The 24,945-nt window shown below is 70.5% G+C and carries 21 protein-coding genes, 1 tRNA gene, 1 pseudogene and 1 riboswitch; of the genes and pseudogenes, 11 read left to right on the forward strand and 12 right to left on the reverse strand.

The features are described 5' to 3' along the window. The first annotated feature begins 160 nt into the window (after positions 1-160). Positions 161-1,495, forward strand: coding sequence for a glycoside hydrolase family 26 protein (locus tag AC08OU_RS08960; RefSeq protein ID WP_476602230.1), 1,335 nt, complete (start codon positions 161-163; stop codon positions 1,493-1,495). A 73-nt stretch (positions 1,496-1,568) separates the two neighbouring features. On the opposite strand, the gene AC08OU_RS08965 is transcribed toward AC08OU_RS08960, so the two are convergent. From AC08OU_RS08965 to AC08OU_RS08985, 5 genes are all read right to left on the reverse strand, one after another. After that, complete coding sequence (locus AC08OU_RS08965) at positions 1,569-2,231, reverse strand: TIGR03085 family metal-binding protein (protein ID WP_462187562.1); 663 nt, start codon at positions 2,229-2,231, stop codon at positions 1,569-1,571. A gap of 27 nt (positions 2,232-2,258) precedes the next feature. Continuing rightward, positions 2,259-3,875 (reverse strand): sensor histidine kinase, encoded by a 1,617-nt coding sequence (locus AC08OU_RS08970; RefSeq protein WP_476604655.1) that lies wholly within the window; start codon positions 3,873-3,875, stop codon positions 2,259-2,261. Then, the gene (locus AC08OU_RS08975) at positions 3,875-5,047 is read right to left on the reverse strand and encodes a PP2C family protein-serine/threonine phosphatase (protein ID WP_476599414.1); all 1,173 of its coding nucleotides are present in this window, start codon (positions 5,045-5,047) and stop codon (positions 3,875-3,877) included. The genes AC08OU_RS08970 and AC08OU_RS08975 overlap by 1 nt, the downstream gene beginning before the upstream one ends. A gap of 237 nt (positions 5,048-5,284) precedes the next feature. After that, a complete protein-coding gene (locus AC08OU_RS08980) occupies positions 5,285-6,043 on the reverse strand; it encodes a hemerythrin domain-containing protein (RefSeq protein WP_476599397.1) in 759 nt (252 codons plus the stop codon). A gap of 203 nt (positions 6,044-6,246) precedes the next feature. After that, positions 6,247-6,960 carry a PhzF family phenazine biosynthesis protein gene (locus tag AC08OU_RS08985; RefSeq protein ID WP_462187565.1) on the reverse strand — a complete coding sequence of 238 codons (714 nt, stop codon included), beginning with the start codon at positions 6,958-6,960 and terminating at the stop codon, positions 6,247-6,249. A gap of 220 nt (positions 6,961-7,180) precedes the next feature. On the opposite strand from AC08OU_RS08985, the gene corA reads away from it, so the two are divergent. From corA to AC08OU_RS09000, 3 genes are all read left to right on the forward strand, one after another. Continuing rightward, the gene (gene corA / locus AC08OU_RS08990) at positions 7,181-8,443 is read left to right on the forward strand and encodes a magnesium/cobalt transporter CorA (protein WP_476599398.1); all 1,263 of its coding nucleotides are present in this window, start codon (positions 7,181-7,183) and stop codon (positions 8,441-8,443) included. 215 nt (positions 8,444-8,658) lie between these two features. Beyond that, positions 8,659-9,045: a hypothetical protein gene (locus AC08OU_RS08995; protein WP_476599400.1), complete on the forward strand. Its 387-nt coding sequence runs from the start codon at positions 8,659-8,661 to the stop codon at positions 9,043-9,045. A gap of 348 nt (positions 9,046-9,393) precedes the next feature. Next, positions 9,394-9,568, forward strand: a riboswitch (cyclic di-AMP (ydaO/yuaA leader). A gap of 5 nt (positions 9,569-9,573) precedes the next feature. Next, positions 9,574-10,680, forward strand: a complete 1,107-nt coding sequence (locus tag AC08OU_RS09000) for a C40 family peptidase (RefSeq protein WP_476599401.1) — start codon at positions 9,574-9,576, stop codon at positions 10,678-10,680. Between the two features lie 456 nt (positions 10,681-11,136). On the opposite strand, the gene AC08OU_RS09005 is transcribed toward AC08OU_RS09000, so the two are convergent. From AC08OU_RS09005 to AC08OU_RS09015, 3 genes are all read right to left on the reverse strand, one after another. Next, positions 11,137-11,532 (reverse strand): hypothetical protein, encoded by a 396-nt coding sequence (locus tag AC08OU_RS09005; protein ID WP_476599403.1) that lies wholly within the window; start codon positions 11,530-11,532, stop codon positions 11,137-11,139. 456 nt (positions 11,533-11,988) lie between these two features. Next, the gene (locus AC08OU_RS09010) at positions 11,989-12,732 is read right to left on the reverse strand and encodes a type 1 glutamine amidotransferase (RefSeq protein WP_462187570.1); all 744 of its coding nucleotides are present in this window, start codon (positions 12,730-12,732) and stop codon (positions 11,989-11,991) included. 61 nt (positions 12,733-12,793) lie between these two features. After that, positions 12,794-14,044 carry a MurT ligase domain-containing protein gene (locus tag AC08OU_RS09015; protein ID WP_462187571.1) on the reverse strand — a complete coding sequence of 417 codons (1,251 nt, stop codon included), beginning with the start codon at positions 14,042-14,044 and terminating at the stop codon, positions 12,794-12,796. Between the two features lie 291 nt (positions 14,045-14,335). Between AC08OU_RS09015 and AC08OU_RS09020 the strand changes: the two genes are divergently transcribed. From AC08OU_RS09020 to AC08OU_RS09040, 5 genes are all read left to right on the forward strand, one after another. Beyond that, the gene (locus AC08OU_RS09020; protein ID WP_476604656.1) at positions 14,336-14,476 is read left to right on the forward strand and encodes a hypothetical protein; all 141 of its coding nucleotides are present in this window, start codon (positions 14,336-14,338) and stop codon (positions 14,474-14,476) included. Beyond that, on the forward strand, positions 14,473-14,964 hold the full coding sequence (locus AC08OU_RS09025; protein WP_476599405.1) for a tRNA adenosine deaminase-associated protein: 492 nt from the start codon (positions 14,473-14,475) through the stop codon (positions 14,962-14,964). Before AC08OU_RS09020 ends, AC08OU_RS09025 begins: the two co-directional genes overlap by 4 nt. 108 nt (positions 14,965-15,072) lie before the next feature. Further along, entirely contained in the window at positions 15,073-15,519 is a 447-nt protein-coding gene (tadA, locus tag AC08OU_RS09030) for a tRNA adenosine(34) deaminase TadA (RefSeq protein WP_462187576.1), read from the forward strand. A 126-nt stretch (positions 15,520-15,645) separates the two neighbouring features. Continuing rightward, positions 15,646-15,732, forward strand: a tRNA-Ser gene (locus AC08OU_RS09035). 303 nt (positions 15,733-16,035) lie between these two features. Further along, the gene (locus AC08OU_RS09040; RefSeq protein WP_462203465.1) at positions 16,036-16,677 is read left to right on the forward strand and encodes an NAD(P)-dependent oxidoreductase; all 642 of its coding nucleotides are present in this window, start codon (positions 16,036-16,038) and stop codon (positions 16,675-16,677) included. Between the two features lie 122 nt (positions 16,678-16,799). Here AC08OU_RS09040 and AC08OU_RS09045 read toward each other — a convergent pair whose 3' ends face one another. Next, positions 16,800-18,185, reverse strand: a complete 1,386-nt coding sequence (locus AC08OU_RS09045) for a pyridoxal phosphate-dependent decarboxylase family protein (RefSeq protein ID WP_462187574.1) — start codon at positions 18,183-18,185, stop codon at positions 16,800-16,802. A 621-nt stretch (positions 18,186-18,806) separates the two neighbouring features. Here AC08OU_RS09045 and AC08OU_RS09050 point away from each other — a divergent pair. After that, entirely contained in the window at positions 18,807-20,324 is a 1,518-nt protein-coding gene (locus AC08OU_RS09050; RefSeq protein WP_476599407.1) for a toll/interleukin-1 receptor domain-containing protein, read from the forward strand. Then, on the forward strand, positions 20,318-21,724 hold the full coding sequence (locus tag AC08OU_RS09055) for a WD40 repeat domain-containing protein (RefSeq protein ID WP_476604657.1): 1,407 nt from the start codon (positions 20,318-20,320) through the stop codon (positions 21,722-21,724). Before AC08OU_RS09050 ends, AC08OU_RS09055 begins: the two co-directional genes overlap by 7 nt. Positions 21,725-21,743: 19 nt before the next feature. On the opposite strand, the gene AC08OU_RS09060 is transcribed toward AC08OU_RS09055, so the two are convergent. From AC08OU_RS09060 to AC08OU_RS09070, 3 genes and pseudogenes are all read right to left on the reverse strand, one after another. Continuing rightward, complete coding sequence (locus AC08OU_RS09060; protein ID WP_462189171.1) at positions 21,744-22,763, reverse strand: NsdA family TPR-like regulatory protein; 1,020 nt, start codon at positions 22,761-22,763, stop codon at positions 21,744-21,746. A 273-nt stretch (positions 22,764-23,036) separates the two neighbouring features. After that, entirely contained in the window at positions 23,037-23,942 is a 906-nt protein-coding gene (locus AC08OU_RS09065) for a glycosyltransferase family 2 protein (protein WP_476599412.1), read from the reverse strand. 630 nt (positions 23,943-24,572) lie between these two features. After that, positions 24,573-24,945: pseudogene (locus AC08OU_RS09070) on the reverse strand (hypothetical protein); the annotation flags it as partial.

Genomic DNA, 24,945 nt, shown 5'->3' on the forward strand with positions numbered 1-24,945 from the left:
GAAGACAAGCCTAGACATGGCAGCCGGCGTCGAGGGGGCGACCGGAGGCTGGTCCGGTCCGTCTCAGGCTGCTGTGCGACATGGAGGTCATCCGCTTCGATGCCGAAGCCGGGACCCGGGGGGTCCTGACGACACTGCCACGCACGGAGGGATACCCGCGGTGAAGCACCGGGCGGAGGGCGATCCCAGCCCGCCGAGAGTCCGATCCGGTTCCCGGCGCGGGCGTCGCCGTCCGCATCACCCTGCCTGGATCGCGTCGCTGGGCGTGATGGCTCTGGTCGCCGCCGCAGTCGGGTGGACCCTCGTCCCCGAACGCGACACCGGGGGCGAAGGCTCGGCGACAGTCGAGGCCACCGCCATCCAGCACGGGAAGCCCCGACACGGCGATGACCCCCGGGTACAACCCAGCGTCTCAGCAGGCACGACCGGCGGGCTACCCGGCGGAGACTCCAGCGCGACCGTCGGCTCCCCCTCGCCGTCACCCGCCCCGGTGCCCGCGGGCACCCCGGCCGGTACGGCCCCGCGGACCGCCGCCAAACCGACGACCCCCGGCGCCGCGGCCCGGGTCACGAAGCCGGCGGTACAGGTGCCCGTCATCCCCGTCGGTGGCGGGGGCGGTTCGGTGCCCGGCGGCATGAGCGGCGTTGCCGCGGGGACGATGACGCAGGTGCGGGCCTGGGAGAGCTTCCGCGGCTCGCCGGTCAACGTCGTGCTCACCTTCACCGACCGGTCGAGCTGGCAGACCATGACGAACCCGTGGCTCGGCTCGGGCCCGGAGAAGTTCTCGACCTTCGCCGGCACCTGGATCATCTCGCAGCCCTTCTACCCGACGGGCGGTGGGGACATGAACTCCTGCGCGAGCGGCGCCTACAACGGCCACTGGGCGGACTTCGGCCGGTGGCTGGTGGCGAAGGGCCGCCCGGCGAGCATCATCCGGCTCGCCTGGGAGTTCAACGGCGACTGGTTCCCGTGGTCGGTCTCCAAGACAAACCCCACCACCTGGGTGAACTGCTTCCGCCAGGTCGTCAGCGCGATCCGCTCGACGGATCCGCAGGCCCGCATCGACTGGACGCTGAATGCGCACAGCAGCGGGGCCTGGGTCGTCTACCCCGGTGACCAGTACGTCGACATCATCGGCATCGACAGCTACGACCAATGGCCGGCGAGCACGGACGACGCTGCCTTCGCCAGTCAGTGCCACGCCGAAACCGGGCTCTGCTCGACAATCGCGTTCGCCCGCCAACACGGCAAGCAGTTCTCGGTCCCGGAATGGGGACTCGTCGGAAAGAGTGACACCGGGGCGGGCCGCGCCGGCCGGGCCGGCGGCGACAACCCAGTGTACATCCGCAACATGTACCAGACGTTCGCCGCGAACCGCGACATCCTCGCCTACGAGACGTACTTCAACGACTCGGAGCCCGGGAACGTGCACTCCTCCCTGGTGAACCCGACAGAGCATCCCGCTGGCGCGGCCACCTACGCCTCGCTCTGGTAGCGCCCCGCCCCGATGGCGGCACGGCTCCGACCGGATCACACCCAGATCACACCCAGATCGGAGCTGCCGGGAGCTAGAGACCGGTGGGAGCCGCGCGGAACCGCTCGATGTCGGCGTCGGAACCGCGCAGCTCGACCCGGGCGACCTGGCCCCGCCCGAACGCGTACAGCACGATCTCCTCAGGCGGCCCGACGATCTCCACCACCGGCTCGCCGCCGTGCAGGGTGCGCCGGCCAGGAGCGTCCGTACGCTCCGCCACGACACCCAGACCGGCTCGCCGGAACCCGGCGAACCCGATCAGCAACAGAGCGGTCCACATCGCGTCACGGCTCCTGGTGTCAAGCTCGCGAGGCTCCCAGCCGGGGGCGGCGCGGCGGATGTCCTCGGCGTGCACGAAGAACTCGACCAGGTTCGTGGCATCGTCGATCAGGCCGATGCGGGTCGGCTGCCACCACGGCGGCCCGGCACGGAACGTCTCGACCAGCTCGGGAAAGGTGTGGGCCCGCATGGTGGCTCGCTCGGCCCGTTCCGTGATGCCGTGCAGCCGACCGACGATGAGCCCGGGAGCGGCCCACGGCACCCGCTCGCGGGTGACCAGGTGCGCCACCAGATCATGGTTTGTCCATCCGGCGCAGAGGGTGGACGCCGCCGGGCCACGCTCGGCCAGCAGGTCCGCGAGCTCCCGCCGCTGCGCCCGGGCTCCTCGCCGGGTGAGAACCGCTCCTGACCCCATCATGTGCGGCACTCTAGGCGATGAGGCGACTCATGGCGGGTCTCCGGCCGTTGGAAGTCTCCGGTTAGGGAAGGTGAACCGGAAGGTGGTTCCGTCCTTCACCGCGCCGTCCAGCCAGATCCGGCCGCCGTGGAACTCGACGATCTTGCGACACAACGCCAGCCCGATGCCCGTGCCCTCGTAGACATCCCGGCCGTGCAGCCGCTGAAAGATCACGAAAATCTTCTCAGCGTACTCCGGATCGATTCCGATCCCGTTGTCGGCGCAGTACAGCTCCCACTCGTCCGCCCGGTCGACGACACCGACATGCACGGCGGGAACCGTCTCGGCCCGGAACTTCAGCGCGTTCCCGATCAGGTTCGCGAACAGCTGGGTGAGCAGGACGGGGTCCCCGCGCACGACCGGCAGATCATCCGCGGTGACCTCGGCCTGGGCGCTCTCGATCGCGATGGACAGCGCCCCCGTCGCCCGTTCAAAGATCTCACCCAGGGGCACATCGACGAAACCGTCGGTAGTCCGTCCGACCCGGGAGAAGGCCAGCAGATCGTTGATGAGCTGCTGCATCCGCTTCGCGCCGTCCACCGCGAAAGCGATGTACTGGATGCCCCGCTCGTCGAGCTTGTCACCGTAGCGTCGCTCCAGGAGCTGGCAGAAACTCGCCACCTTCCGCAGCGGCTCCTGCAGGTCGTGCGAGGCGACATAGGCGAACTGCTCCAGGTCACGATTGGAGCGCCGCAGCACCTCGGCCTGCGCCTCCACCGCGGACCGCGCCGCCCGCGCGACCCCGAGCTCCCCGATCAGCTGGCGTCGCATCGACTCCACGTCGGCGGCGAGCGAGGCGATGTCCGGGGGACCGGTCGGCTCGACCACGTGATCGAGATGTCCGGAGGCGACGGTCCGCGCATCGTCGCCCACCCGTTCGAGCGGACGGGTGACCCAGGACCGTAACGCCCGCGCGATGACCGCCAGGAGTATGGCCATGACAGCCGCGCCGGTCACCAGCGCGAAGATCAGGAAACGGAGCGCCGCCGTGACGTGCTGGCGAGCCCGGACCTCCTTGGCCCGCAGGTCCGCCTCGAGGTCCCCGGCCGCGGCGCGGACCGCCTCGAAGCGGGTCTTGCCGAACTCCGGTGACAACAGGCGGGCCGCGGCGGGACCGCCCACCCGCACCGCGTTGATGGCCGGATCGGCGTAGTCGCCGTGCCAGGCCCGGATCCGGTCCTCCAGCACGGCGAGCCTCGCCAGCAGGACGGGGCGCTCCACAAGCCGTCGGTGCAGGTCCGCGAGCAGCCTACGCTCGGCCCTGCGCCCTTCGTTGTAGGGCTCCAGGAAGTCCTCGCTGCCCTGGAGCAGGTAGCCCCGCATCCCGGTCTCCTGGTCGACCAGGCTGGAGACCAGCTCGGTGGAGCTCAGCAGAGCCGGGGTGAGGACGTCGCTGCGCGTGTGCAGGGCGTCGTCGAGCCGGACCAACGACGAGACGACAAGACCAGCGACGATCATCAGCACCATCGCCGCCACCATGTAGGTCACCTCAAGTCGACGGCGTAGGCGCCAGACGGGCCCGACCCGGCCCCGCTCCACCGCCCCGCTCAGCCCCGCGTCGCCCGCTCCCTCATCGGTAACGTTCGGGTGGGTGCGCTCCGGCATCAGCCGGCACCCCAGATCAGCAGCAGGAGTGCGACGTCGTCGGTCAGCGGGCCGCCATTGCGCGCCTCCACCCGGTCGATCAGGTCGTCGAGCAGCCCGTCGGGGTTGTCAGCGGGCCAGAGTTTGGCGATCTCGGGCAGCACGCCCTCCCAGCCCAACGGTTCCCCGCCCGGTCCCTCCCGCCCCTCCAGCAGGCCGTCCGTGGCGAGCAGGAGCGCCCAGTGCGGCCCGAGCTCGATCCGCACCTCCTCGGAGAGGTCGTTGTCGACGATGCCGAGAGCCGGGCCGACGACGTCGCCCGGCAGCGCCGACAGCCGCGGATGCAACAGCGCCGGCGGCGGATGACCGGCCAGCCGCATCCGCGCCGAGGCCCGGTCGGGAGCGATCGCGAGGGTGCACACCGTCGCAAAGATCTCGTCCTGTTCCCGCTCGCTCACCAGCACGCGTTGGAGATACCCGAGCCGGTCGGGTTCCGGAACACCGGCAAGGACCAACGTGCGCCACGCGATCCGCAGGCTCACCCCGAGCGCTGCCTCGTCCGGGCCGTGCCCGCAGACGTCGCCGAGCAGGACGTGGAGCGTGCCGTCCGCGGTGGACACCATGTCGTAGAAGTCCCCGCCGAGCAGGGACTGCTGCCGGCCGGGGCGGTACCGGGCGTCGTGGTGCAACCGGCCGTCGTCGATGAGCGGCCGGGGTAACAGGCCGCGTTCGAGGCGGGCCCGCTCGTCCGCCAGCAGCTCCGACTCCCGCAGCGCCTGCGCGGCGGTGTCGGCCCGCTTGCGCTCGATCGCGTACCGGACGGCCCGGACCAGGTCCCGCCCGTCGACCTGGCCCTTGACGAGGTAGTCTTGCGCGCCCGCGGCGACCGCCTGCGCCCCCCGGTACTCGTCAACCAGACCGGTGAGCACCACGACCGGCGCTCCCGCCTCGACCGTGAGCAACCGGCGCAGCGCCGACAGGCCCTCGCTGTCCGGCAGCCCTAGATCCAGCAGCACGCACGCGACGTGCTCGCTGCGACGGGCGGCTTCGGCCACCGTGCGCACCCGGGTCAGCTCGACCGGAGCGGAGGCCTCGTCGAGGAGCTCGGACACCAGATAGGCGTCGGCATCATCGTCCTCGACCAACAGCACAGGCCAGATCACTTCCACAGGATCAGCGTTCGGCGCCCGCATCGCGTTGCTCTCGGTCCCTGACACATCTCCTCGGCATTGCACGACACGAGGCCATACCGGCCCAACCCGGACCCGAAGCATGGCACGACCACAGCGCCCGTGCGCATCGGAACGCCGAACCGGAGTGGACCGCGGCCAAGAAGACCAGCCAGGAAGACGGAGCGCGACGGGCTCAGGAAAACCGGGCTCAGAAAGACATGGTGGGCCCACGGGAACGACGGCAGCCGCCAGGACAGATCAACGGGCGGCGGTGTGGCTATCAGCATCGGTGTGGCTGCCGGCAGCGCGGCCCTGCGCGCCCTCCCTCCCTGGCGGGGTCTCACCCGGAACCGGCGCCGTGGGACGGCCCAGCAGGTACCAGCCCCACAGCCCGGCGGGCACCGGGGCCCGCACCGGCGCGCCGGGTACCTCCCGAGCGTCCATCACGTCGAGCAGGTGATCCCAGTAGCCCGTCAGGCGGGCCGCCAGGCTTCCACCGAACAGCCTGCTGTGCAGGAGGTGCGGATGCGGTCGGGTCGGAGCGTGGCGCATCGCATCGGAGAAGCGGTCGAGGAGATCCCGGCGCTCGTCGTCGGACAGCTCGGCCATCAGCTCACGCAGAAGTTCGTCCTCCAGCGTCGCATGTTCGACCATCAACGCGGCCAGATCCCGGCGCAAGTTCGCGACCGGCTCCGCGGGCCGGTTGAGGTCCCCCTGGACGTACTGTTCAATGCCGCGCATCACCGAGGAGCAGCGCCGCGCCAAGCGGCCCAGGTCCGCCACCCGCGCCCGGCCACCCACGACCCGGCGGGCCATCTCCGGGTAGACCACCGACTCCATCGCGCTCAGGTGTGCGGAGACGGCGGCCACGGCCGCGTCGCTGGCATGCAGCGCCTGCCGCGGGTCGGTCGACGGACCACCCACGTCACCGTGGGCGTCGGCGCTGCGCGAGAGCTCGATCAGACGGACGGCGTCCTGATGCGCGGCCTCCACCAAGGTCGCCAACGTCTCGGCCATGACCACCTCGCAGCCCATGGGCAGATACCCAGCGGAGAGCTACCGGAAGCCAAAGCTACGCCTATCCGACCCGGTCCGCATCTCGGCAGCCACCACGCAGCCGTAACCCGGTACCCACAAAAGGTGCCAGTCGCCTCGCTCGGCACCTGACTCTCAGACTTGGTCCCTGTGGTGTCCGGCCGTGGCTCCGCCGGACGGCACCGTCACCGGGCGAGGAACTCGTCGAGATCGGCGAGGAACCGCGTCTCATCCTCGACCACCAGGCCGCCGATGTCGGCGTGGCCGGGCGGACCCGGCTGCGCGAGCACAATCGAACCGGTACCGTGCCGGATGGTGAGCCGCCGCCCGAGCAGCGCGGCCAGTCGCATGGAAGCCGACCCGCAGGCCTCGTCCTCGGTGACGCCGTGCCTGCTGGCGAAGGCCCGGGCCCGCACGACCCCGCCCGGCTCATCCTCCCACGCCCAGAGCTGGGTCAGGTCCTCGCCGGGTGGACGGGGCAGGTCGAGCGCGTCGACTTGGCACGGGTCCGCAAGCATCTCATGCCACCAGTAAGGCACGGCGGCCAAGGCGCTGCGGACCCAGACCCGGCCCTGCTCCTGCCAGCTGACCGCCTCGCCGCCGGCCGGGCGGAGGATCTCCGGATGGCCACCGAGCAGCCGACCCAACAGCCAGGCCGACCCTACCAGGGCGTGTCCCGCCATGGGCAGCTCCCCGGCGGGCGTGAAGGTGGCCAGCTCCGCCAGCTCCGGGTCGTCGACGAAGACCGTGGCGGGGCAGCCTAGTCGGCGCGCGACGACGGACCGCTCCCGCGCGTCGGGCAGCAACTTCGCGGCGTCCAGCACCACGGCGAGCAGACTGCCGCCGGCGCCCGTCTCGTCGGCGAACACCCGAAGCGTGCGTACCTCGATCCCGATCACTCGATCCTCCCTGTGAGGTATCCCATACGCCGGACGTGTGTCTCACCCTTCGCGTGGCACCCCGCCGGCACAGTCGCCAGGCATCCGCGTCCACGGTGAAGCCCGGATCGCCTCCGGACGGCCGGCACCGACTTGTCACCATGAAGGTTCACCAGCGGGAAGGTCGTGGGAAATGCCGACAGGTGGACATGGACATGGATCGGCGGCAGGGAAGGAGGCAATGATGCGGGACGATGCGGTGCCGGGCGAAAGAGTACGCGACGAGACGGTACGCGAGAGCCGGGGACGCGACGATGACGGCGCGCACCCGGACGGCGGCGACCACGGCAGCCAGCATCCCGTCCGGGAGGTGCTGGGGGACGCCCTGGAGCAGGCGTCGGCCAACGCCCATAAGCTCGCCGGCGCGCTGACCCGTCCGGTCTCCCTGGTCCGGGTGGGTCGCAAACGACGCCAGGTGCCCCGCCCCGGACTACCGCGGACGCCGGACGGGCGCGTCATGGCCTGCGGCGTGTACAGCCATGGCCGGCGGATCACCACGGACATCGACCAGGCCGACGCGCTGCGGTTGGCGCGGTCCGAACGCAGCGGGTTCGCCTGGCTCGGCCTGTTCGAGCCGAGCTACGAGCAGCTCACCGCGATCGCCGAGGAGTACAGGCTGGACAAGCTCGCGGTGGAGGACGCGGTCACCGGCCACCAGCGCCCCAAGCTCGAGCAATACGAGAACCACCTGTTCATGGTGCTCAAGACGACCAGTTACGTGGAGCACACCCAGATGACGAGCACCTCCGAGGTAGTCACCACCGGCGAAATCATGATCTTCCTCGGCGAGGACTTCGTCGTGACCGTGCGGCACGGCAGGCACGGGGAGATGACGAAGCTGCGCGGCCGGCTGGAGGCCAACCCGGAGATGCTCCGGCACGGCCCGACGGCCGTGCTGCACGCCATCTGCGACAGCATTGTGGATGACTACATCCGCACCGTGGAAAGCATCCAGGCCGACGTCGACCAGATCGAGGCGGGGGTCTTCCATCGGGATCAGAAGCCGTCGACGGAAAGCGCCTACCAGATGAAACGCGAGCTTCTGGAGCTCAAGCACGCGGTGCTGCCGCTCGCGGGCCCGTTGCGTACCATCACCACGGACGCCCCCACGATGGTCGACGTGGCGATGCGCCGTTACTTCCGGGACGTCGCCGACCACCTCGAGCAGGTCAGCGAGCGTATAGCTCACTTCGACGAGCTGCTTTCCTCCGTGCTCCAGGCGACGCTGACGCAGGTGACGATCGCACAGAACGAGGACATGCGACGGATCAGTGCCTGGGTGGCGATCGGCGCCGTCCCGACCGCCGTCGCCGGGATCTACGGGATGAACTTCGACCACATGCCGGAGCTTCGTCAGACGTGGGGCTACCCGGCCATCCTGGCCGTCATTACGACGATCTGCCTGTTCCTCTACCGTGCGTTCAAGCGCAACGGCTGGCTCTGACACCGACCTGCATGCTATGCGCGCAGGGACCACGACAATGACGGCAGATCCATAGTCCCTTTTTACTATCAGTTGGCTGACGCGACGTATCCGTACGATGGGTTACCCCTGGCCCGCCACGTCGGTTACCGTTACCAACCGTGTCGGAGCAACCGGGTCTCGTGCCAGCCGCTCGGTGCGGTCCCCGCCGATCCCCCCACCCGTCAGGGGACTCCATGACCTCGTCTGACCCCAAGAGTCATAAAACAGCCATCCTGCCTGATCGGGACGATCTCATCGCGGAGCTCGCCGGCCGGCTGGAGGCCCTCGACGCGCTCCTCAACCGGCTGGAGGATGCCGAGCGGCAGGCCGCCGACGCCAGCGAGCATCTCATCCGGACCCGCCGGTGGCAGGAGGACACGGTCCGGACCATCCAGGAGGAGCGGGCTCGGATGCGCCAGCGCCAGCACGCCCTCGACGAGCTCGCCGGCCACGCCCGCGCCGCGGTCGAGGCGCTGGCGCACCATCGCTCGCTGCCCCGTGAGGTCCACGAGCTCGCGGTCGAGCTCCAGGTGCTCGATGCGGCGGGATTCCTCACCCGCCGCAGCTCCCGGTCCCGCTGAGGGGGGTGCACGCCCGACCTCGCCCGTCAACTACTTTAAGTAGTCAAAAGTCGCCCACGGGCCGAGGGAGGGCTACCCGCCCGCCCGCTTCTCACCCGGACCGGCCGCCGCCACGGGCCCCCTACGCAGCGAAAAACCAGCAGGACAACCGGGGTGCGAAGGGCCTTCGGCCCGCCCGGTCAGCCCGGCCGGCCGGCCGAGCGGGCCGCCGACGTCGCGCGACGGGAACTTCAACGCACACTCGCCGTAGTTGGGAAGGACTAGTGTTTACCCACCCCGTCCAAGTGGACTAGTCTCACGCCGACGTCACGACAACACCGGGCCGAACGCCGAGTCCTGCCCCCGGCCCCGGTGTCCCCTCCGAGTCGTCATCAGGGGCAGGAGCGGGGGACCCACCTCCACCGGCCGGCACCGATCCGCGGTATCGACCTAGGGGTGAAGCTCGACGCGTGAAGGTCACGCGAGAGCCGGGCAGCCCAGCCCGAACCCGACAGCTCACTTCGCAGGCGTACGGGAAGGAATACACCGTTGTCCGCGCAAAGCGTGCAGCTCGACGAAGAAACGCGAGGCGCCGGTCGCGGCCGTCATCGCGCACCCTCCGCGCCCCCGGCCGCCCGCAGCCGGGCCCGGGCCCGCGCCTTCGCCGCCGTGACCACCGGGACCGTCGCGGTCTCCGGAGTGGCTCTCGCCGGCTGCGCCACCGACATCAACGCCGACGCAGCGAAGGACGAGCAGCCGAACACCGCTCCGATCATCCTCGCCGCGCAGATCGGCTCCCATGCCGCCCTGGGCGGCAGCATCGCGGCGGCGGCGGTCAGCACCCACGGCTCCACCTCCCTGCTCGGCTCGGCGGGCGGTGTCAACGTCCCGCCCTTGACCGGCAAGGTTCAGGTCGGTCTCCGGGTGACCAACCCCGAGGTGACCGTCAACGCGGACCAGCCGATCGACATCGGCTTTTCGCTCTACAACGAGCAGACCCACGAACCACTGGCGAACCAGCTGGTCAAGGTGCAAGTGAAGCTCCCCACCGGGTGGGCCACCTTCAAGCACCTTTACACTAACGCCCAAGGCTACACTTCCTACACGGCCCGGGTGCTCACCACCACGAACGTCACCGCGGTCTTCGACGGCACGGACGCCCTGCAGTCCGCCCGCTCGGCGAACGATGCCACCCTGCGCGTACGGCCGGCACCCATCCCCCAGCCCGTCCGCAACGCCGCCTGGTCGGATCTCCTTGCGACAGGGGACGCCGCGGGCCAGACGTCGGTTCCGGTCCCGTCGAGCTCCCTCGGGGAGAAGGCCGTCTACCTGGCCTCCCTGCAGGCCGGCAAGCCCTACGTCTACGGTGCGGAGGGCCCGAGCTCGTTCGACTGCTCCGGCCTCATCCAGTACATCTTCAAGCAACTCGGCAGGAGCGTGCCGCGGACGACCGACGCCCAGTTCGCCGCCGCCACCCGGGTGTCGCAATACAACAAGCAGCCCGGCGACCTGATCTTCTTCGGGACACCCGGGAACATCTACCACGCCGGCATCTACGCGGGTGACGGCATGATGTGGGTGGCGCCGCGCACCGGCGACGTCATGTCGCTCAAGAAGATCTATACCACCTCCTACTACGTCGGTCGGATCCTCTAGCAGCCGGTCGGAGCCGGCGCACCGCCCTCATGCCGACGCAACGGCTCATCCGGCTCCGGTGGATCGCCTTCGCGGCTGGCGGACCGCACGAGCCCTGCCGGTCCACCAGCGGCCGGCTACCGGGCCTCCCCTCCGGGCACCGACCCGAAGCCGTGAAAGCCGAGCCCGGGACTCCCACCCACCGGCGAAGCCGCGGACAGACCAGCAAGCGGGCCCTGTCACCGCCCGACAACCCGCCTACATGGTTCCTTTCCAGCTATCCGGACGGGCCCTCCTTCCGGTGGGACGGACGTCAGATCTCCCCCCCATCTGACGTCCGTCCGGCCGGAAGGCCCCCGATTCCGCCGGCCTTCCCTCGGATCCCCCCCATCCGCACGGGAAGGCCGGCGGGCCTCGGACCCCCGGCCGACCAGGTTCGCCGATGCCGCTACCCCCTCCCGGCGGCATCGGCGGACTTCAGCCTTCAGTCTCTGCCCGGTGCGGGAAACAGCCCGGCCCGCTCGCGGGCGCCGCGGTCAGGCCCCCAGCCGGTGACCGGACGAGAACTTCCACAGGGCCTCGCTGACCTTCCGGATCCCAGGAGGCCTCCGGGGCCCGGCCCTCCGGGACACGGTCCTGGCAGTTCGGCCCGGGCTCCGGGTCGAACTGCCCGACGACGCCGACCGCGGCGAATTCCGGCTTACCCGGGGCGCAGGCAGCGGCCAGGGCCAGCCGGGCACCCTCGCCGATCCCCCACACGTAGACCCGGTCCGGATCCACCTTGGTCCGTTCCGTGGAGACGAAGCGGACCACGTCGCGCAGATAGCGCACGTCCGCCCCCTCGGGTCCGTCGATCCGCCACGTGCCGCCCACGGACGGCTTCCGGGAAGGCCACCGCGAAGTCGCAGGAGTTCGCGAGCTTGCCGGCGTCACTCTGCCGGTCGAGTGACTTCGCGTCCGCGTTGTCATCGTGCAGGATCAACACCAGCGGAAGCGGGTTGGCGGGATCGGACGGGGCCTGGACGAGCAGCTCACGGCCCGCCGACGCGTAGTCGCCGGGCAGGCTGACCCGCTGGGTCCTCGGGCGGTCACGGGTCCCAAGGTAGCCCCAGGCAACCACGATCACGACACCGACGATGAGCACGGTTCTCTTGTTTTTGCCCCACCATCCGGCGAGGGGATTCGACACCACGATCCAACCGAACCACACCGCCGGCCGGGAAACGCCGCAAACCTGGTAGCAGATGACGACAAGACCTGAGTCAGACCAGGTCTGTCCGCCTTGTCCCCCCAAACTTTGCCCCCCCAAAAAAAACGCCAGGGGACGCGTCAGGTGACGGCCAACGCGCGGCGCCGGGCCTGGCGCAGCACCTCCACCTCGCGGGGCGCGCCCAACGGCGGCAGCGGACCGTGGACCCAGCTCAGCAGGAGATCGGCGAGGGCGGGGTTCTGCGCGAGCACCGGCCCGTGCAGGTAGGTGCCGATGACCCGGCCATCCACAATGCCGTCCGTTCCGCCGTCACCGTCACCGGTCCCAAGCCGGACCGTACCGAGCGGGATGCCGTTCGCGCCGGGCAACCGCCTCGTCCGCCCGGCGTGATTCTCATACCCGTACAGGGTGGGCAGGCCGAGCCGTGCGTCCGGTTCCACCACGATGTCCCCGACCGCGCGCGGCGGCGGCGCGTCCGACGGGCCGAAGGAGCGACGGGTCTCCACGCCGACGAGATTCAGCCCCTCGTGGATCTCCCCACCGGACGGGAAGGTCGCGCCGATCACCTGGTAGCCGGCACACACGGCGAGCACCGCGGCTCCCGAGCTCACCGCTCGCCGGATCGCCCGGTTCTGCCGGATGCCGTCCGCCGCGAGGACCTGCGGTGCGTCCTCACCCCCGCCGAGCAGGTAGATATCACAGCTCTCGGGCACCGCCGACCCCGCGGGAACGTTCACCACCTCGACCGGCAGACCACGCCAGCGCAGGCGCTGGGACAGCACGATCGCGTTACCGCCATCACCGTAGGTACCGAGCAGCTCGGGGTAGATCAGCGCGATCCTGGTTACCGAGCCGCCCGTCATCGCGTGGATCCCCTCATTGCGTCACCAACCTCGCCGCGTACACAACCTTGCCGCGTGGACCTCACCGCGTGGACCTCACCAGCAGATCGCGAAACGCCGTGTAGTTGGCGACGACGTCGACCACCTTCTCGTTGGCGGCCAGGGCCGCGTCCTCCGCGCTGGCATACACGCTGTGCGGCACCTCCGCATAGGCCAGCCGCACGCTCATGTCCTCCTTACGCTCCCCGGTGACCAGCACCTGCCGGCCGGCGAGCCGTTCGAACGGCACGTCCCAGATCCAGGACGGATCCCGCCCGTCAGCGGTCTGGGAGTTGAAGTCGATGACGACAGGCCGCGGCGGCGCGTCCGCCAACAGCTCCATCATCTCCACCCAGCCGGCGGGGTTCTTCGCCAGCAGCAGCCGGCCTCGGTGGCCCTCCTCGCCGAGCGCCACCTCCTGATAGCGACCCTGCACATCGCCCAGGCCGGTCATGGCCGCAAGCGCATCCTCGATCTCGACGCCGAACTCCCGGGCCGCGGCGGCGGCCATCGCCGCGTTACCGAGGTTCACCCGTCCGGGCAGATCGAGCCGGGCCGCGATGGTGCGGCCGTACCAGAGCAGTTCCCGGGAGCCGGTGACCGCGACGATCGGCTCGGGCCTGGCCAGCCCGCACTCGGACCACCAGCCACTGCTGTTGCGGTACAGCAGCCGGGCGCACTGCGGGCAGACCATCGCGTCCGCCGTCCAGTTCTGCCCCGCCGACACCCAGACCTGCCGGTGCCAGCCCGCCGCAGCCCAGGCCACCAGGGGATCATCGACGTTCGCGACCACCGTCGTGTCGCGCAGCTCCGAACCGAGCTCACGCCACATGGCGGCGATGCGCCGCGTCTCGTTGGACCGGTCGAGCTGGTCGCGGCTGATGTTCAGCAGCAGGACCACCCGCGGCGAGATCTCCCTGGCCACCTTCGGCAGCCAGATCTCGTCCACCTCGAGAGCCGCCGCCGCGTCGAACGGCGGCCGGGACAGCGCGGCCAGCACCCCGGGCGCCATGTTCGCCCCGCCGCTGTTCGACTTGACCGGCCCCAGGGTGCCCAGGGCCCGGGCAAGCAGCCGCGTGGTGGTGGTCTTGCCGTTGGTGCCCGACACGCAGGCGGTCATCCGGTGGGAGCCGACCTCTGCGAGCGCCCCCGGGGACACCCGCAGCGCGAGCTTGCCACCGATCATCTCGCCGGAACCACGGCCGAGCCGGCGTGACGCCTCGGCCGCCAGACGTTCAACGGCGAGCGCGGCCTGGGTCCTGGCGGTGAACCGGCGGGGGATTGATGTCGTCATCGCGGTTTCTACAGTGCCACGACGGCACCGGGCGGCGAAGCCCGCCCCGTCTTCCGTTCCGATAGATCCCGGTCCAGTCCCCGGTCATCGGCCCGGTACCACCCGGTAGCGCCCCCGGACGGGGGTTTGTTCCGGCCGGACATTACCTCACGTGAGCTGGCGTTACCCATAATCCGTCAGGGAAGGTGTCGACCGGACCACCGTGGCGGAATCGACGCGGCATCGCGGTAGAACTCACCCGACGGGGTGAACCGGAATACCCACGGCCGCCCCCACAGGTGAGAATCACAGGTGGAACACGGCTGGTCGGCGCGGGTGCGCCGGTTCGGCCACCGGGGGCCGCGCCGGGCGGGCATTCCGGACCGGCACGGCCGGCACGGCCGGCCCGGGTCCGCCGCGCGGTTGCAGAAGGGACGTGAGGGCGCACAGTGACCACGAAGGCAATCGCGATCACGCAGGTACACGGCCACTGGTCGGTGCACGATCTCGACCCGACCGACGCCGACGACCTCGACGCCCTCACCGACATGATGCGGGATCTGGGTGACGGCCCCGTCATCGCCTTCATCGAGGAGGACGACGAGTACCTCGCGGTGGTCTGCGTGCGTCCCGACGACCCGGATCCGCAGGTCTTCCTCTCTGATCGCCGGGTCCTGGTGACCTCCGATCTCGCCGAACGCCTGTTCGCCGACGCGCTGCCCTCGATGGCGGGGCTGATCACCGCGGACGACGAGGATGACGCGTCCGCCGTCGCCCATGCCGCCCCCGTGGGCGATCTCGATCTACTCGGCGATCTGGGCACCCCCGCGGAGGCGTTGTTGGAACTGATCGGCGAGGAGGGGATGCTGCCGAGCGATGTGATCAGCGCGCTCAGCGAACGGGCCGGGGCGGGGGAGATCCTCGACGACGCACGTGGCTGAGCTCACCGGTCCGGCTGATCCGGGATGACCGATCCCGACGAGTACCCCCGGGCGGGCGCTCCCGCCCGGCTGAGCGGTCCGCCCGGACCAGACCGCTTCCACGAGGCGATGGGGCTCGCCCTGCGCGAGGCCCGCCTGGCCCCGGACCACGCCGATGTCCCGGTGGGTGCCCTGGTGGTGACCGAGGACGGCACGGTGCTCGGACTCGGGCACAACGAGCGGGAACGCGGCGCCGATCCCACCGCCCACGCCGAAATGATCGCCCTGCGGGCGGCCGCGCGCCGGACGGGTTCCTGGCGGCTACCGGGAGCCACCCTCGTGGTCACGCTGGAGCCCTGCACCATGTGCGCGGGGGCCCTCGTGCTCGCCCGGGTGGACCGCCTCGTCTACGGTGCGGTCGACGAGAAGGCCGGGGCGGTCGGCTCGCTCTGGGACGTGGTGCGGGACCGGCGGCTCAATCATCGACCCGAGGTGGTTGCCGGGATTCGCGCCGGCGAGTGCGGCGCGCTCCTGGCGGAGTTCTTCGCCGCGCGCCGACGCCCGGCGGGGCGCTAGCCGGCACACCGCCGCCACGCTCGCCCGGTTCGGGACGACGGGACGACGGGGTGCCGTCTCGGCGCCGTCGGACCCCTACACACCCCGGCGAACCGGACTCTCGCGACGTCCGGTAGGCTAATCCACGGTGGAGTCGCCTAGTGGCCGAGGGCGCACGCCTCGAAAGCGTGTGAGGGGGCAACCCCTCCGTGGGTTCAAATCCCACCTCCACCGCCCTATCGGTACGTCTCGCTATTCGCGTGCTGCCCAGCATCCGCGTGCTGCCCAGCCGACCAACCAGCCACGATGCTCCCGCACCCGGCTCCTCCCGCACCTGGAACGCCGGCTCGAGCAGCGGCTGGCTGGGCCCGCACAGCGGTCCCGGAGGATCAAGCCCGGGCAGACGTCGACTTGCAGTCGCCGCGGAGCGTGAAATAGTAAACGCGGAAAGTAATTCACTACTGACCATGACGCCCGCGGATGGATACCCGCGGGCGTTTCCATCAGCTGCACGACCGGCGAGTCGGAGGCAATGGCATGGCGAGAATCGTTATTTTTGGTGCCGGTGGTCAGATCGGGCGCCGTATCACCGACGAGGCGATTCGACGGGGGCATGCGGTCACCGGTGTCGAGCTCGACGCGGCCCGGGTGAAGAAACTTCCCAAGAAAGCGAACGGCGTGGTCGGCGACGTCACGTCCCGCGATTCCGTTCAGCGGCTGGCGCAGGATGCGGACGCCGTCATCGTGGCGATCGGCGGCGCGGACCGCCCGGTGCACGCGAACGCTGCCCGCACGCTCGTTGACGTCCTGCCGCGCATCGGCGAGCCGGCGCCGAGCATCCTCCACGTCTCCAGCGGGGGGACCCTGGAGGACGAGAACGGTCAGCGTCTCGTGGACACCCCGGGCTTCCCGGCCGCCGAGCGCAAGGACGCTCTTGACCAGGCCGACGCGCTCGACGTCTACCGCGGCGCCCGGAACGTACGGTGGGCCGCCATCACCCCGCCGCCGCAGAACGTGGGCCAGGGAAAGCCCCGGGGAGGGTACCGCACCGGCAATGACCGGCCGGTGGTGGACGCCCAGGGCAACACGGGCATCTCCCTGGAGGATCTCGCCGTCGCGGCCCTCGACGAGATCGAGAAGCCGCGGCACCGCAACCGGCGGTTCAGCGTCGGCAACTGAGCCACGCGCCCGGGCGGGCGGCACGGGTCGGACCCACCCGCGCCGCTCCGGGCGGCACGCCCCGTACCCCGGACCGGCGGGAAGACCGGACGGCGGGGAGAGGGAGCTCATCGTGGCGAGGATCAGGCCATCGTGGCGAGGATCGCGCCGATGTCGTCGACGGTGGTCCGCGGGTTGACGATGGCGAACCGGGCGACGGTCTCGCCCTCGTGCACGGTGGGCGGAACGAACGCGAAACCGTCCCGCAGCAGGTTCTCGCTCCACCGCCGGTAGTCCGCGGCCTGCCAACCCAGCCGACGGAACACCACGATCGACAGCTGCGGTTCCCGCACCAGCTCGAGGTGAGGCAGCGCGGCGATCTGGAGCACGGCCGCCCGGGCGGTCGCCAGCGTGGACTCAATGGCCTGGCCGTAGGCCAAGGTGCCATGCGTCGCCAGCGAGAACCAGAACGGCAGCCCGCGGGCCCGCCGGGACAGCCCGATGGCATAGTCCGACGGGTTCCAGGCCCCCGCCGAATCCAGGACCTCGAGGTAGCCGGCCCGCTGCGGGCCGTGCGCCGCCCGGGCCACCGCCGGATCGCGATACACCAGCGCGCAGGCGTCGAACGGCGCGAACAGCCACTTGTGTGGATCGACGATGAACGAGTCGGTCTCGGCGATCCCGTCGAAGAGAGAGCGGGTCGATGCGGCGGCGAGCGCGGCCAGCCCGTAGGCGCCGTCCACATGCACCCACAGCCCGCGGGCCTGACAGACGTCCACCACCCCGCGGATGTCGTCGACGGTGCCGAACTGAGTGGTCCCGGCAGTCGCCACCACCGCGAACACGCCGTCGACGGCCTCGGCGCCGCCCTGCTCGGCGAGCCGGTCCAACGCCTCGGCCAACAGCGGGCCGGTCAGCCGTCCGGCGTCATCCGTCGGCACGACGACGACCTCGGCGTCGAGCACCGTGGCGGCCTGGTAGAGGGAGGAGTGCGCCTCGGCACCGCAGACGAACCGCCATCGCGGTGGAATCGGCCGACCGGCGGCGGTCAACCGACTCCGGGCGGCATGCCGGGCGGCGGCCAGCGCCGACAGGTTGCCGACGGTGCCCCCCGGTACGAACAGCCCACCGGCGCAGGCGGGGAAGCCCGCGAGGTCCGACAGCCATCGCAGCGCCTCGTTCTCCGCGAAGACCGCGCCCGCGCCCTCCATCCAGCTGCCCGCGTAGATGGACGACGCCCCGACCACCAGATCGAACAACACAGCCGCCTTGGTCGGGGCGGCCGGGATGAAAGCGAGATTGCGGGGATGATCCGTCGAGATGCAGGCGCGGGACAGCTTCTCGTCGAACACCTCGAGGACGCGACGGCCACCGATGCCCTCGGCGGTGATCGTGGATCCCACCGCTGCCGCCAACTCGTCCCGTGACAATGGCGCGTCCAGCGGTACCGGATCGAATCCGAGCCGGACGCGAGCAAAGTCACAGATCGCGCGGACGAGATCGGCAGTCTGCCCGTCAAACCGATGCACAGGCGGAGTCTAGGGTCGGCCATGCTCGGACATCGGGTAGCTCACCCCGCCGCAACATCGGCGTTTCCGGGTCAACCCCGAGTTCACACCGGATCGTCGCGGACCGTCACAAGCCGCCCGGGTCGGGGTGATCTCCCGCGACCCGGGGGACGACGCGAGGCTACGCGTCCTGCTTGCCGCGCTGACGACGGAAGAGGAACCCGCCACCAATCAGGGCAACCAACAGAACAATTACTCCGACACGCTTCACAACAAACCTCCACGATGAGAACCCGGCCTACGGGACGACATGCCCGGGCGTCCATCCATATACCCCATGGACGCCGCGGAAGGTGCCCAGACCCGCCGTCCCGGGGGACGAGCGGCCGACACATCCTCATGTCATCGAAACCGAGCATGCCATGAAGTGGTCCCAGGCGTGCAACCGGACCGCCGGACAAGCCGACGCGTCCTACGACAGCGCGATGGACACGTGTCGTACCGCGGGGCAATCTTCACGCGACCCGGCGTTTGGACGGTGCTTTCACAGTCGCCCTCATCGCACCCGTTCGGTGACAAGGGCGGCGAGGGCGTCGGCGCCTAGAATGTTCCTGAGGATGTGCACGGCGAATCCCGGGGGCGATGGTGGCACGAGTTTTCGTCAGCCATGCGGGCGCCGACGCGGAGCTGGCCGACGAGGTTCATCAGGCGCTGACCCTTCTTGGCCACCGGGTGTTCCTCGCTCAGGACATCCGGGTGGGCGTCCAGCCCGGCGACATGTGGAAGGATCGGTTGCACCACGAGCTGCGAGCCGCCGACGCCGTGGTCTGTGTCATCACCAACGCCTACAACGCCTCCCCATGGTGCGCCTACGAACTGGGAATCGCCTACGAGGTCGGCAGCCTGTTGCTGCCGCTGCGCGTGGAGCCGACGGTCACCTCCCCGCTCCTGGAGGACCGGCAGCACGTTCACCTGCACGAAAATCCGCGATGGGCCGACAACCTGAACGTTGGGCTGCGGCGCGTCGAGGCCGCCGGCGGGCTGGGCTGGGCGGACGACCGGTCCCCGTTCCCGGGTCTGCGGCCGTTCACCCGGGACATGGCCAAGGTGTTCTATGGGCGCGGCAACGAGCTGCGGCGGCTCACCCACCGGCTACGCTCCCTCGGTGAACAGCGTCTGCTACTGGTGGTCGGTGCCTCCGGGTGCGGCAAGTCGTCGCTGGTCACCGCCGGCTTGCCGGCCCGGCTGGCGGGCGAGCCCGGCTGGGAGGTGGCCGACCCCTTCTGGCCGGGCCGGGACCCGGTCCGCAAGCTCGCCCACACCCTGACCCAGACTGCGAGGCGCGTCGGCCAGCAGTGGGCGGTCACCGACATCGACCGGCAGCTCAGGGAGGACGACCTGGCCCTGATGGGGCTGGCCGAAGAACTTCTGACGGCCGGCTCCGGCCCGGTGCGGGACAGACTGCTGCTACTGATCATCGATCAGGGCGAGGAGCTGTTCACCCGATCGGACGAAGAGGAACGGGCCCGGTTGGCGACCCTGTTGCGGCATGGGGTCACCGGTCCCGTGCGGGTGGTCATGGCGCTTCGCTCCGAGTTCCAGGACCAGGTCTTCGCCCTGCCCGAACTGAGCGGCCCTCCCGAACAGGGCGGGGTCAACCTGCACGTCTTCCCCCTCCGCCCGCTGGCCCGGGACATGCTGCCGGTCGTCATCACCGAGCCGGCCCGGGTAGCCGGCCTGCAGGTGGAGCCGGAGCTGGTCGCCAAGATGGTCGCGGACACCGAGGACGGCGAGGCACTGCCGCTGCTGGCGTTCACGCTCCATGAGCTGGCCAAGGACCAGACCCGCGGCGGCACCCTGTCGATGGACCGGTACCACGAGCTGGGTGGCGTGCAGGGGGCGCTGGCCCGCCGCGCCGACGCCGTCCTCGACGACGCCGTGGAGACGAGCGGGCTGGGCCGGGAGGAGATCCTGGTCGGCCTGGCCGAGCTCGCCACGCTCGACGAGGCCGGTCGGCGGACCCGCCGACGCATCGACCTCAAGGACCTGCCGTCCGACGCGTTGCGGAGAACCTTCCAGGTCTTCGTGAACCAACGGCTGCTGTCCACCCCCAGGACAGCCTGGGGACCGCCGTCGGGGTCGTCCACGAGGCGTTGCTGACCGCCTGGAAGCCACTGGATGCCGTCATCCGGGAACGGGAAGCCGCCCTGCTCAGTGAGGGCAAGGTCGAGCGCGCCGCCGCCGAGTGGGAGCACAACGACGGCCCGCTCTGGGACGAGGACCGGCTGACCACCGCCATCACGACGCTGTGGCAGTCCTATGAGCGTTTCCGCGCCGGTGAGGAGCCGGTGGTCCATCTCAAACCGGCCGGGCGGAGGTTCATCGACGCGTGCGACCAGCGGATCGAGGAAGCCCGTCGCCAGGAACGTGCGCGCGTCGAGGCGGCCCGCCGCCGGGAACGTCACGAACGTCAACGCCGCCGGCAGGTCATCACCGTCCTTTCCGTGCTCCTCGTCTTCACTGTCGCCGGTGCCGCGATCGCCACCTGGCAGTCCCTCACCGCCCGGCAGGCGCAGCTCACCGCGGAACGGGCGCAGCGCACCACCGAACGGGCGCGGCACGCCCTGATCACTCATACCCTGCTCGCCAACGCCAACGTCGCGCGGGCGACGGACCGGGTGCGCGCGTTACGACTCGCCATCGCCGCCGAAAACATCGACTCCGGTAGCGGTGGTGAGGCCGGCAGCCAGGCGAACCTGCTGCAGACTCTCGTCGAGGACCCGACCGCGCTCGCCAGCCGCGGCGATCCCGTCACCTCGGTGACGTTCTCCCCGGACGGGCGCATCCTGGCCGTCGGCGGCGCGAACGCAACGGTCGTGCTGTGGGATGTGACGGAGGGTCAACCTCGTCGGATCGACCCGCCCCTCACCGGCCAGCGCAGCGGGATCACGTCGGTGACGTTCTCGCCGGACGGCCGGAACCTCGACGCGACCGGCGTCGACGGGACAGTGCTGCGGTGGGACATCGCCGACCCGGACCGGCCACAAGCGCGGGAGCGCGTGAATGCCGCCGCGCCCCCCACGCCGTGGGAGGCATTCTCCCCGGACGGGCGCCTCAGAGCCACCGGCCAGGACGGATCGATCATGCTGGCGGATGTCACCGCCCCGGATCGGCCCCGGCCGCCCAGCCTCCTTCTCGCCGACCCCGGACCGGTCCGGGCCGTGGCCTTCTCCCCGCACGGGCAGGTCCTGGCCGCGGTCGGATCTGGCCGGAGGGTATGGCTCTGGGACACCAGCGTCACCCCGCCGCGGCAGATCGGGCAGCCGCTGACCGGGCACACCCGCTCCGTCCTGTCGCTGGCCTTTTCCCCGGACGGCGGGACGCTGGCCTCCGGCGGCAACGATGGCACCGTCCGGCTGTGGCGGCTCGCCGCGGTCGACGCGTTCCGCCGCAACGGCGTCGTCGAATACGCCTGCCACGAGGCCCAGGGCGGGCTCGACCAGTCGGCGTGGAGCTTTCACATTCCCGGCCTGCCCTACCAGGACACCTGCGCCGGGTGACCGCCGGCGGCACCGTCGGCTACGTCGGCAACGTCCAGGTGTCGAGGCGTTCGGCGATGTTGTTCGTGCCCTGGCGCCGCCCGGCGATCCGCCGGGCGTCCGTGAGGAACCGGTGGGTCCGCGTGACCACCACGGCGTTCGGCCGGTGCTCGGAGATGTCCAGTGCCTCGGTGACGAGCGCTTCGGCCTCGTCGACGTGGTGGCGGTGCAGGGCCGCTGTAGCCGCGGCGATCCTCGCCATCGACCGCAGGCCGGTCGCCCCGGCGACGTCGAGATGGTGCACCGAGGCGTCGGTATAGACCGAGGCCGCGTCCGGTTGGCCGAGTTCAACGTACGCCGCCGCAGACAGTTCAGCGAGCGTCAGCATATGCAGGGTGTCGATCGAGAACCCGGGGTTGCCCGACTGCGCGCGGCTCAGCGTCCCCTGGATGCGCCAGGCACGGTTGATCGCTTCGTGCACGCCCGCCCGTTCACCGAGCGCGCCCAGGGTACGGGCCTCTATCGCCGCGGCGCGGCTGGCGGCCGGCGAGCCCGCACCGACGTGGGACGTGGCGGCGCGGGCCAGCGCGAGGGCGGAGGCCAGGCGGCCGGACTTGCGGGCCAGGGAGCTCTGCCACAGCCGAACCCAGCACTGCAGTGCCCGGTCCCGCGCCTCCTCGGCGTGGCCGAACGCCTCGGCGAACGCGGCCGTCGCCCCGGGGATGTCACCGAGGTCGTGGCGGGTGGTGGCCCACAGGGCAGCCAGGCGGCCGGCGGCGCGGTGCAGGCGGGCGTCGACGGCGGTCGGGTGCCCGCCCTCGGCGAGCAGGGAGCGGACGGCCGGCAGATGCCGGCGTAGGTACACGCTCGTCGCGCCGATCGGGGTCCGCTCGTACGCCCCGGTGATCTGCTGGATGCGGACGTCGATGTGGTTCAGGACGTCCTCGGACGCGATCACTCGCGGGGTCACTGGCCCGCTCCGGACCATGAACAGCCCGGGTGGCAGGGATGCCCCCGCCGCCAGCCGGAGGAACCGCCGTCGATCGGACTCGTCGCCCATGCCGCACCTGCGCTTCGGGATGTCGCCCGCTTCCCATGACCATGATCCGTCCGTTGGCAGTCGAAGAACGGGTCATCGTCCATGGTCATGCCCCGTCTGCCGGCCCGACTGCACACTCGCTGGACGCTAGCCGGGGCGGCTGCCCGCCGGAAGCGGAAACACCCAGCACAACGTGGTCTCCCACGGCCCGCGGCCCGCCGCAGCCTACGGCCCACAGCGGCACCGGTCGACCCGGCACAGGTCACTCGCCGTGACTTCTGCACCGACGGAGCCTCAGGGCGGTCGTGGCAGCCGCCCGCCGCCTGCCTGGTCGGCCTGGTCGTCGGATTCAATGATCTCGGTGTAGGCATCCACGCGACGGTTGGGGAGCGTCGTCGGCAGTTCCAGGTGGACGGCGCCCGCCGGCAGCACGCCGACCCCGCCGGCCCGCTCCATCACCCGCAGCTGGGCCACCACGTCCTCGCCGCGGTGGTCGGGGGGCAGTCTGGGCCAGAATTCGAACCCGCCCGCCATGACCAGTTCATGCCGGTCGTACAGGACACAGCCCCCGATCCAAGCCACCCGGTAGGCGAGCCAGCCACCCGCCGGCAGCCGGCCGCGACGGGCGAGGCCGGCGGTGATGTGGGTGAGGTTCGCCGCGTTGTGCAACCGCCAGCGTTCCCAGCCGGGAGTGCCCTTGCGCACCCGCTCCGGCCGGACGTCCGCGGCGTCAGTGACGGTCTCGAAGGGTTTCTGCTCGTGCGGCCGCACGTCCGTGACGTGGCTCAGCCCCTGCGGTGGGGTGCCGACGAAACCGCAGCGCAGGGTGCGGATGGCGGCGAGCAGCCGGTCCACGAGGGCCGGCTCGCAGAGTACATCGTCGTCGAGGTAGAACACATATCGGCCGCGGGACGCGTCGAGCAGGAACTGGCGCTGCTCCGCCAGGCCCCGCCACGTCCGCCCCCGGTGCACCTCGACGGCGCTGCCCCGCGCTCGTAGCAGCCGCAGCACCCCTTGGACCTCGGGGGTGTCGCACGCTGCCGGTCCCGGTGTCTGGTCCGAGATGACGACGCGGAATCCGGTTGCGGTCTGCGCTGCCAGGCCGGCGAGCGTCACGGCCAGCGCCGCGGGCCGCCCGCAGGTGGGTATCAGGACGTCCAGATCGCCCGGCGCCCCAGCCGACGCCGACGCCGTTACCACACCGACCTCCGGTCAGTCGTCGTCGGGATCATCGTCGAAGTCGAGCCGGTCGCCGTACTCCATAGAAAACCAGCGGTTCGAACGGCCCGCTCGACGCGAGGAAGACGGATCTCACTGCCCCACCGGCATCGGCGTGCAGACGCTCCCAATCGCGGGGGAAGGCGAACTTCGCCTCCGTCGGAACGGGGTGGGCTGCTCCTGCAGCAGCGTGATGGCATCGGCCACGGCCTTGAGCTCCGTCAAGCTGAACAGCTCTCGCCGGGCGGGGCGTAGCGGGCGCAGCCGGTGCTGTTCGTAACCGAATCGAGCGGGATGGCGGAGCCTGCCGATCAATGCGACGGTCTGGACCAGGACTGGTTCCGGGAAGGGCGCTCAGGTACCAGGGGTGACCTGCCCCGTGGGAGCCGGATACCGACGGCACGTAGGGCGATGGCACGGAAGGCGAAGTTCCCCAAGGCCCATCACCAAGATCACCGATGGGCCGAGGTCTCGCGCCGCAGGACTGGCCATGGCAGACAAGCTGATCGAGTCCACCCAAGCCCGCTGGCGCGCCGTCAACGCACCCCATCTCGTCACTCTCGCCCACTAGCGATCATGGTCCGGCCTAATTCTCGTTGGTAACGGGCTGCGTCAGCCCGCAGGTCTGCCGGATCTCGTCGTGCTGTTCGTGCTGGATGGAGCAGCAAGGAACGATCTGTGGTCTCGGCGTGGAATGATCGGCGCGTCGCGGCCAGTTCCTGCTGTCGCGCTGGTCTCGGAGTCGGTGATTGCCTTCTCCTCGTGGTACTCCTGTTCCACATTGACAGTCCACACATCGTGCTCGGTGCCGTCGAGGATGTTCCCCACGGTGAGCATCGCGGTCAGCATCGAATGGTCGGCGTTGTTGTAACGGTGCATGCCGTTGCGGCCGACGGGATGCACGTTGGGGACGTTCTTCTCCAGCCAGTCCCTCATGATCTCAACGTTGCGCCAGTAGTACTGGTCGTAGGTCGGGAATCCCGGG

It is taken from the genome of Frankia sp. CcMO1, from assembly GCF_977945845.1.

Bases quoted from the DNA above. Each gene is read 5' to 3' on its own strand.
- AC08OU_RS08965 (WP_462187562.1), bottom strand. From the start codon at position 2,231: ATGATGGGGTCAGGAGCGGTTCTCACCCGGCGAGGAGCCCGGGCGCAG.
- AC08OU_RS08970 (WP_476604655.1), bottom strand. From the start codon at position 3,875: ATGCCGGAGCGCACCCACCCGAACGTTACCGATGAGGGAGCGGGCGAC.
- AC08OU_RS08975 (WP_476599414.1), bottom strand. From the start codon at position 5,047: ATGCGGGCGCCGAACGCTGATCCTGTGGAAGTGATCTGGCCTGTGCTG.
- AC08OU_RS08980 (WP_476599397.1), bottom strand. From the start codon at position 6,043: ATGGCCGAGACGTTGGCGACCTTGGTGGAGGCCGCGCATCAGGACGCC.
- corA (WP_476599398.1), top strand. From the start codon at position 7,181: ATGATGCGGGACGATGCGGTGCCGGGCGAAAGAGTACGCGACGAGACG.
- AC08OU_RS08995 (WP_476599400.1), top strand. From the start codon at position 8,659: ATGACCTCGTCTGACCCCAAGAGTCATAAAACAGCCATCCTGCCTGAT.
- AC08OU_RS09010 (WP_462187570.1), bottom strand. From the start codon at position 12,732: ATGACGGGCGGCTCGGTAACCAGGATCGCGCTGATCTACCCCGAGCTG.
- AC08OU_RS09015 (WP_462187571.1), bottom strand. From the start codon at position 14,044: ATGACGACATCAATCCCCCGCCGGTTCACCGCCAGGACCCAGGCCGCG.
- tadA (WP_462187576.1), top strand. From the start codon at position 15,073: ATGGGGCTCGCCCTGCGCGAGGCCCGCCTGGCCCCGGACCACGCCGAT.
- AC08OU_RS09040 (WP_462203465.1), top strand. From the start codon at position 16,036: ATGGCGAGAATCGTTATTTTTGGTGCCGGTGGTCAGATCGGGCGCCGT.
- AC08OU_RS09050 (WP_476599407.1), top strand. From the start codon at position 18,807: ATGGTGGCACGAGTTTTCGTCAGCCATGCGGGCGCCGACGCGGAGCTG.
- AC08OU_RS09060 (WP_462189171.1), bottom strand. From the start codon at position 22,763: ATGGGCGACGAGTCCGATCGACGGCGGTTCCTCCGGCTGGCGGCGGGG.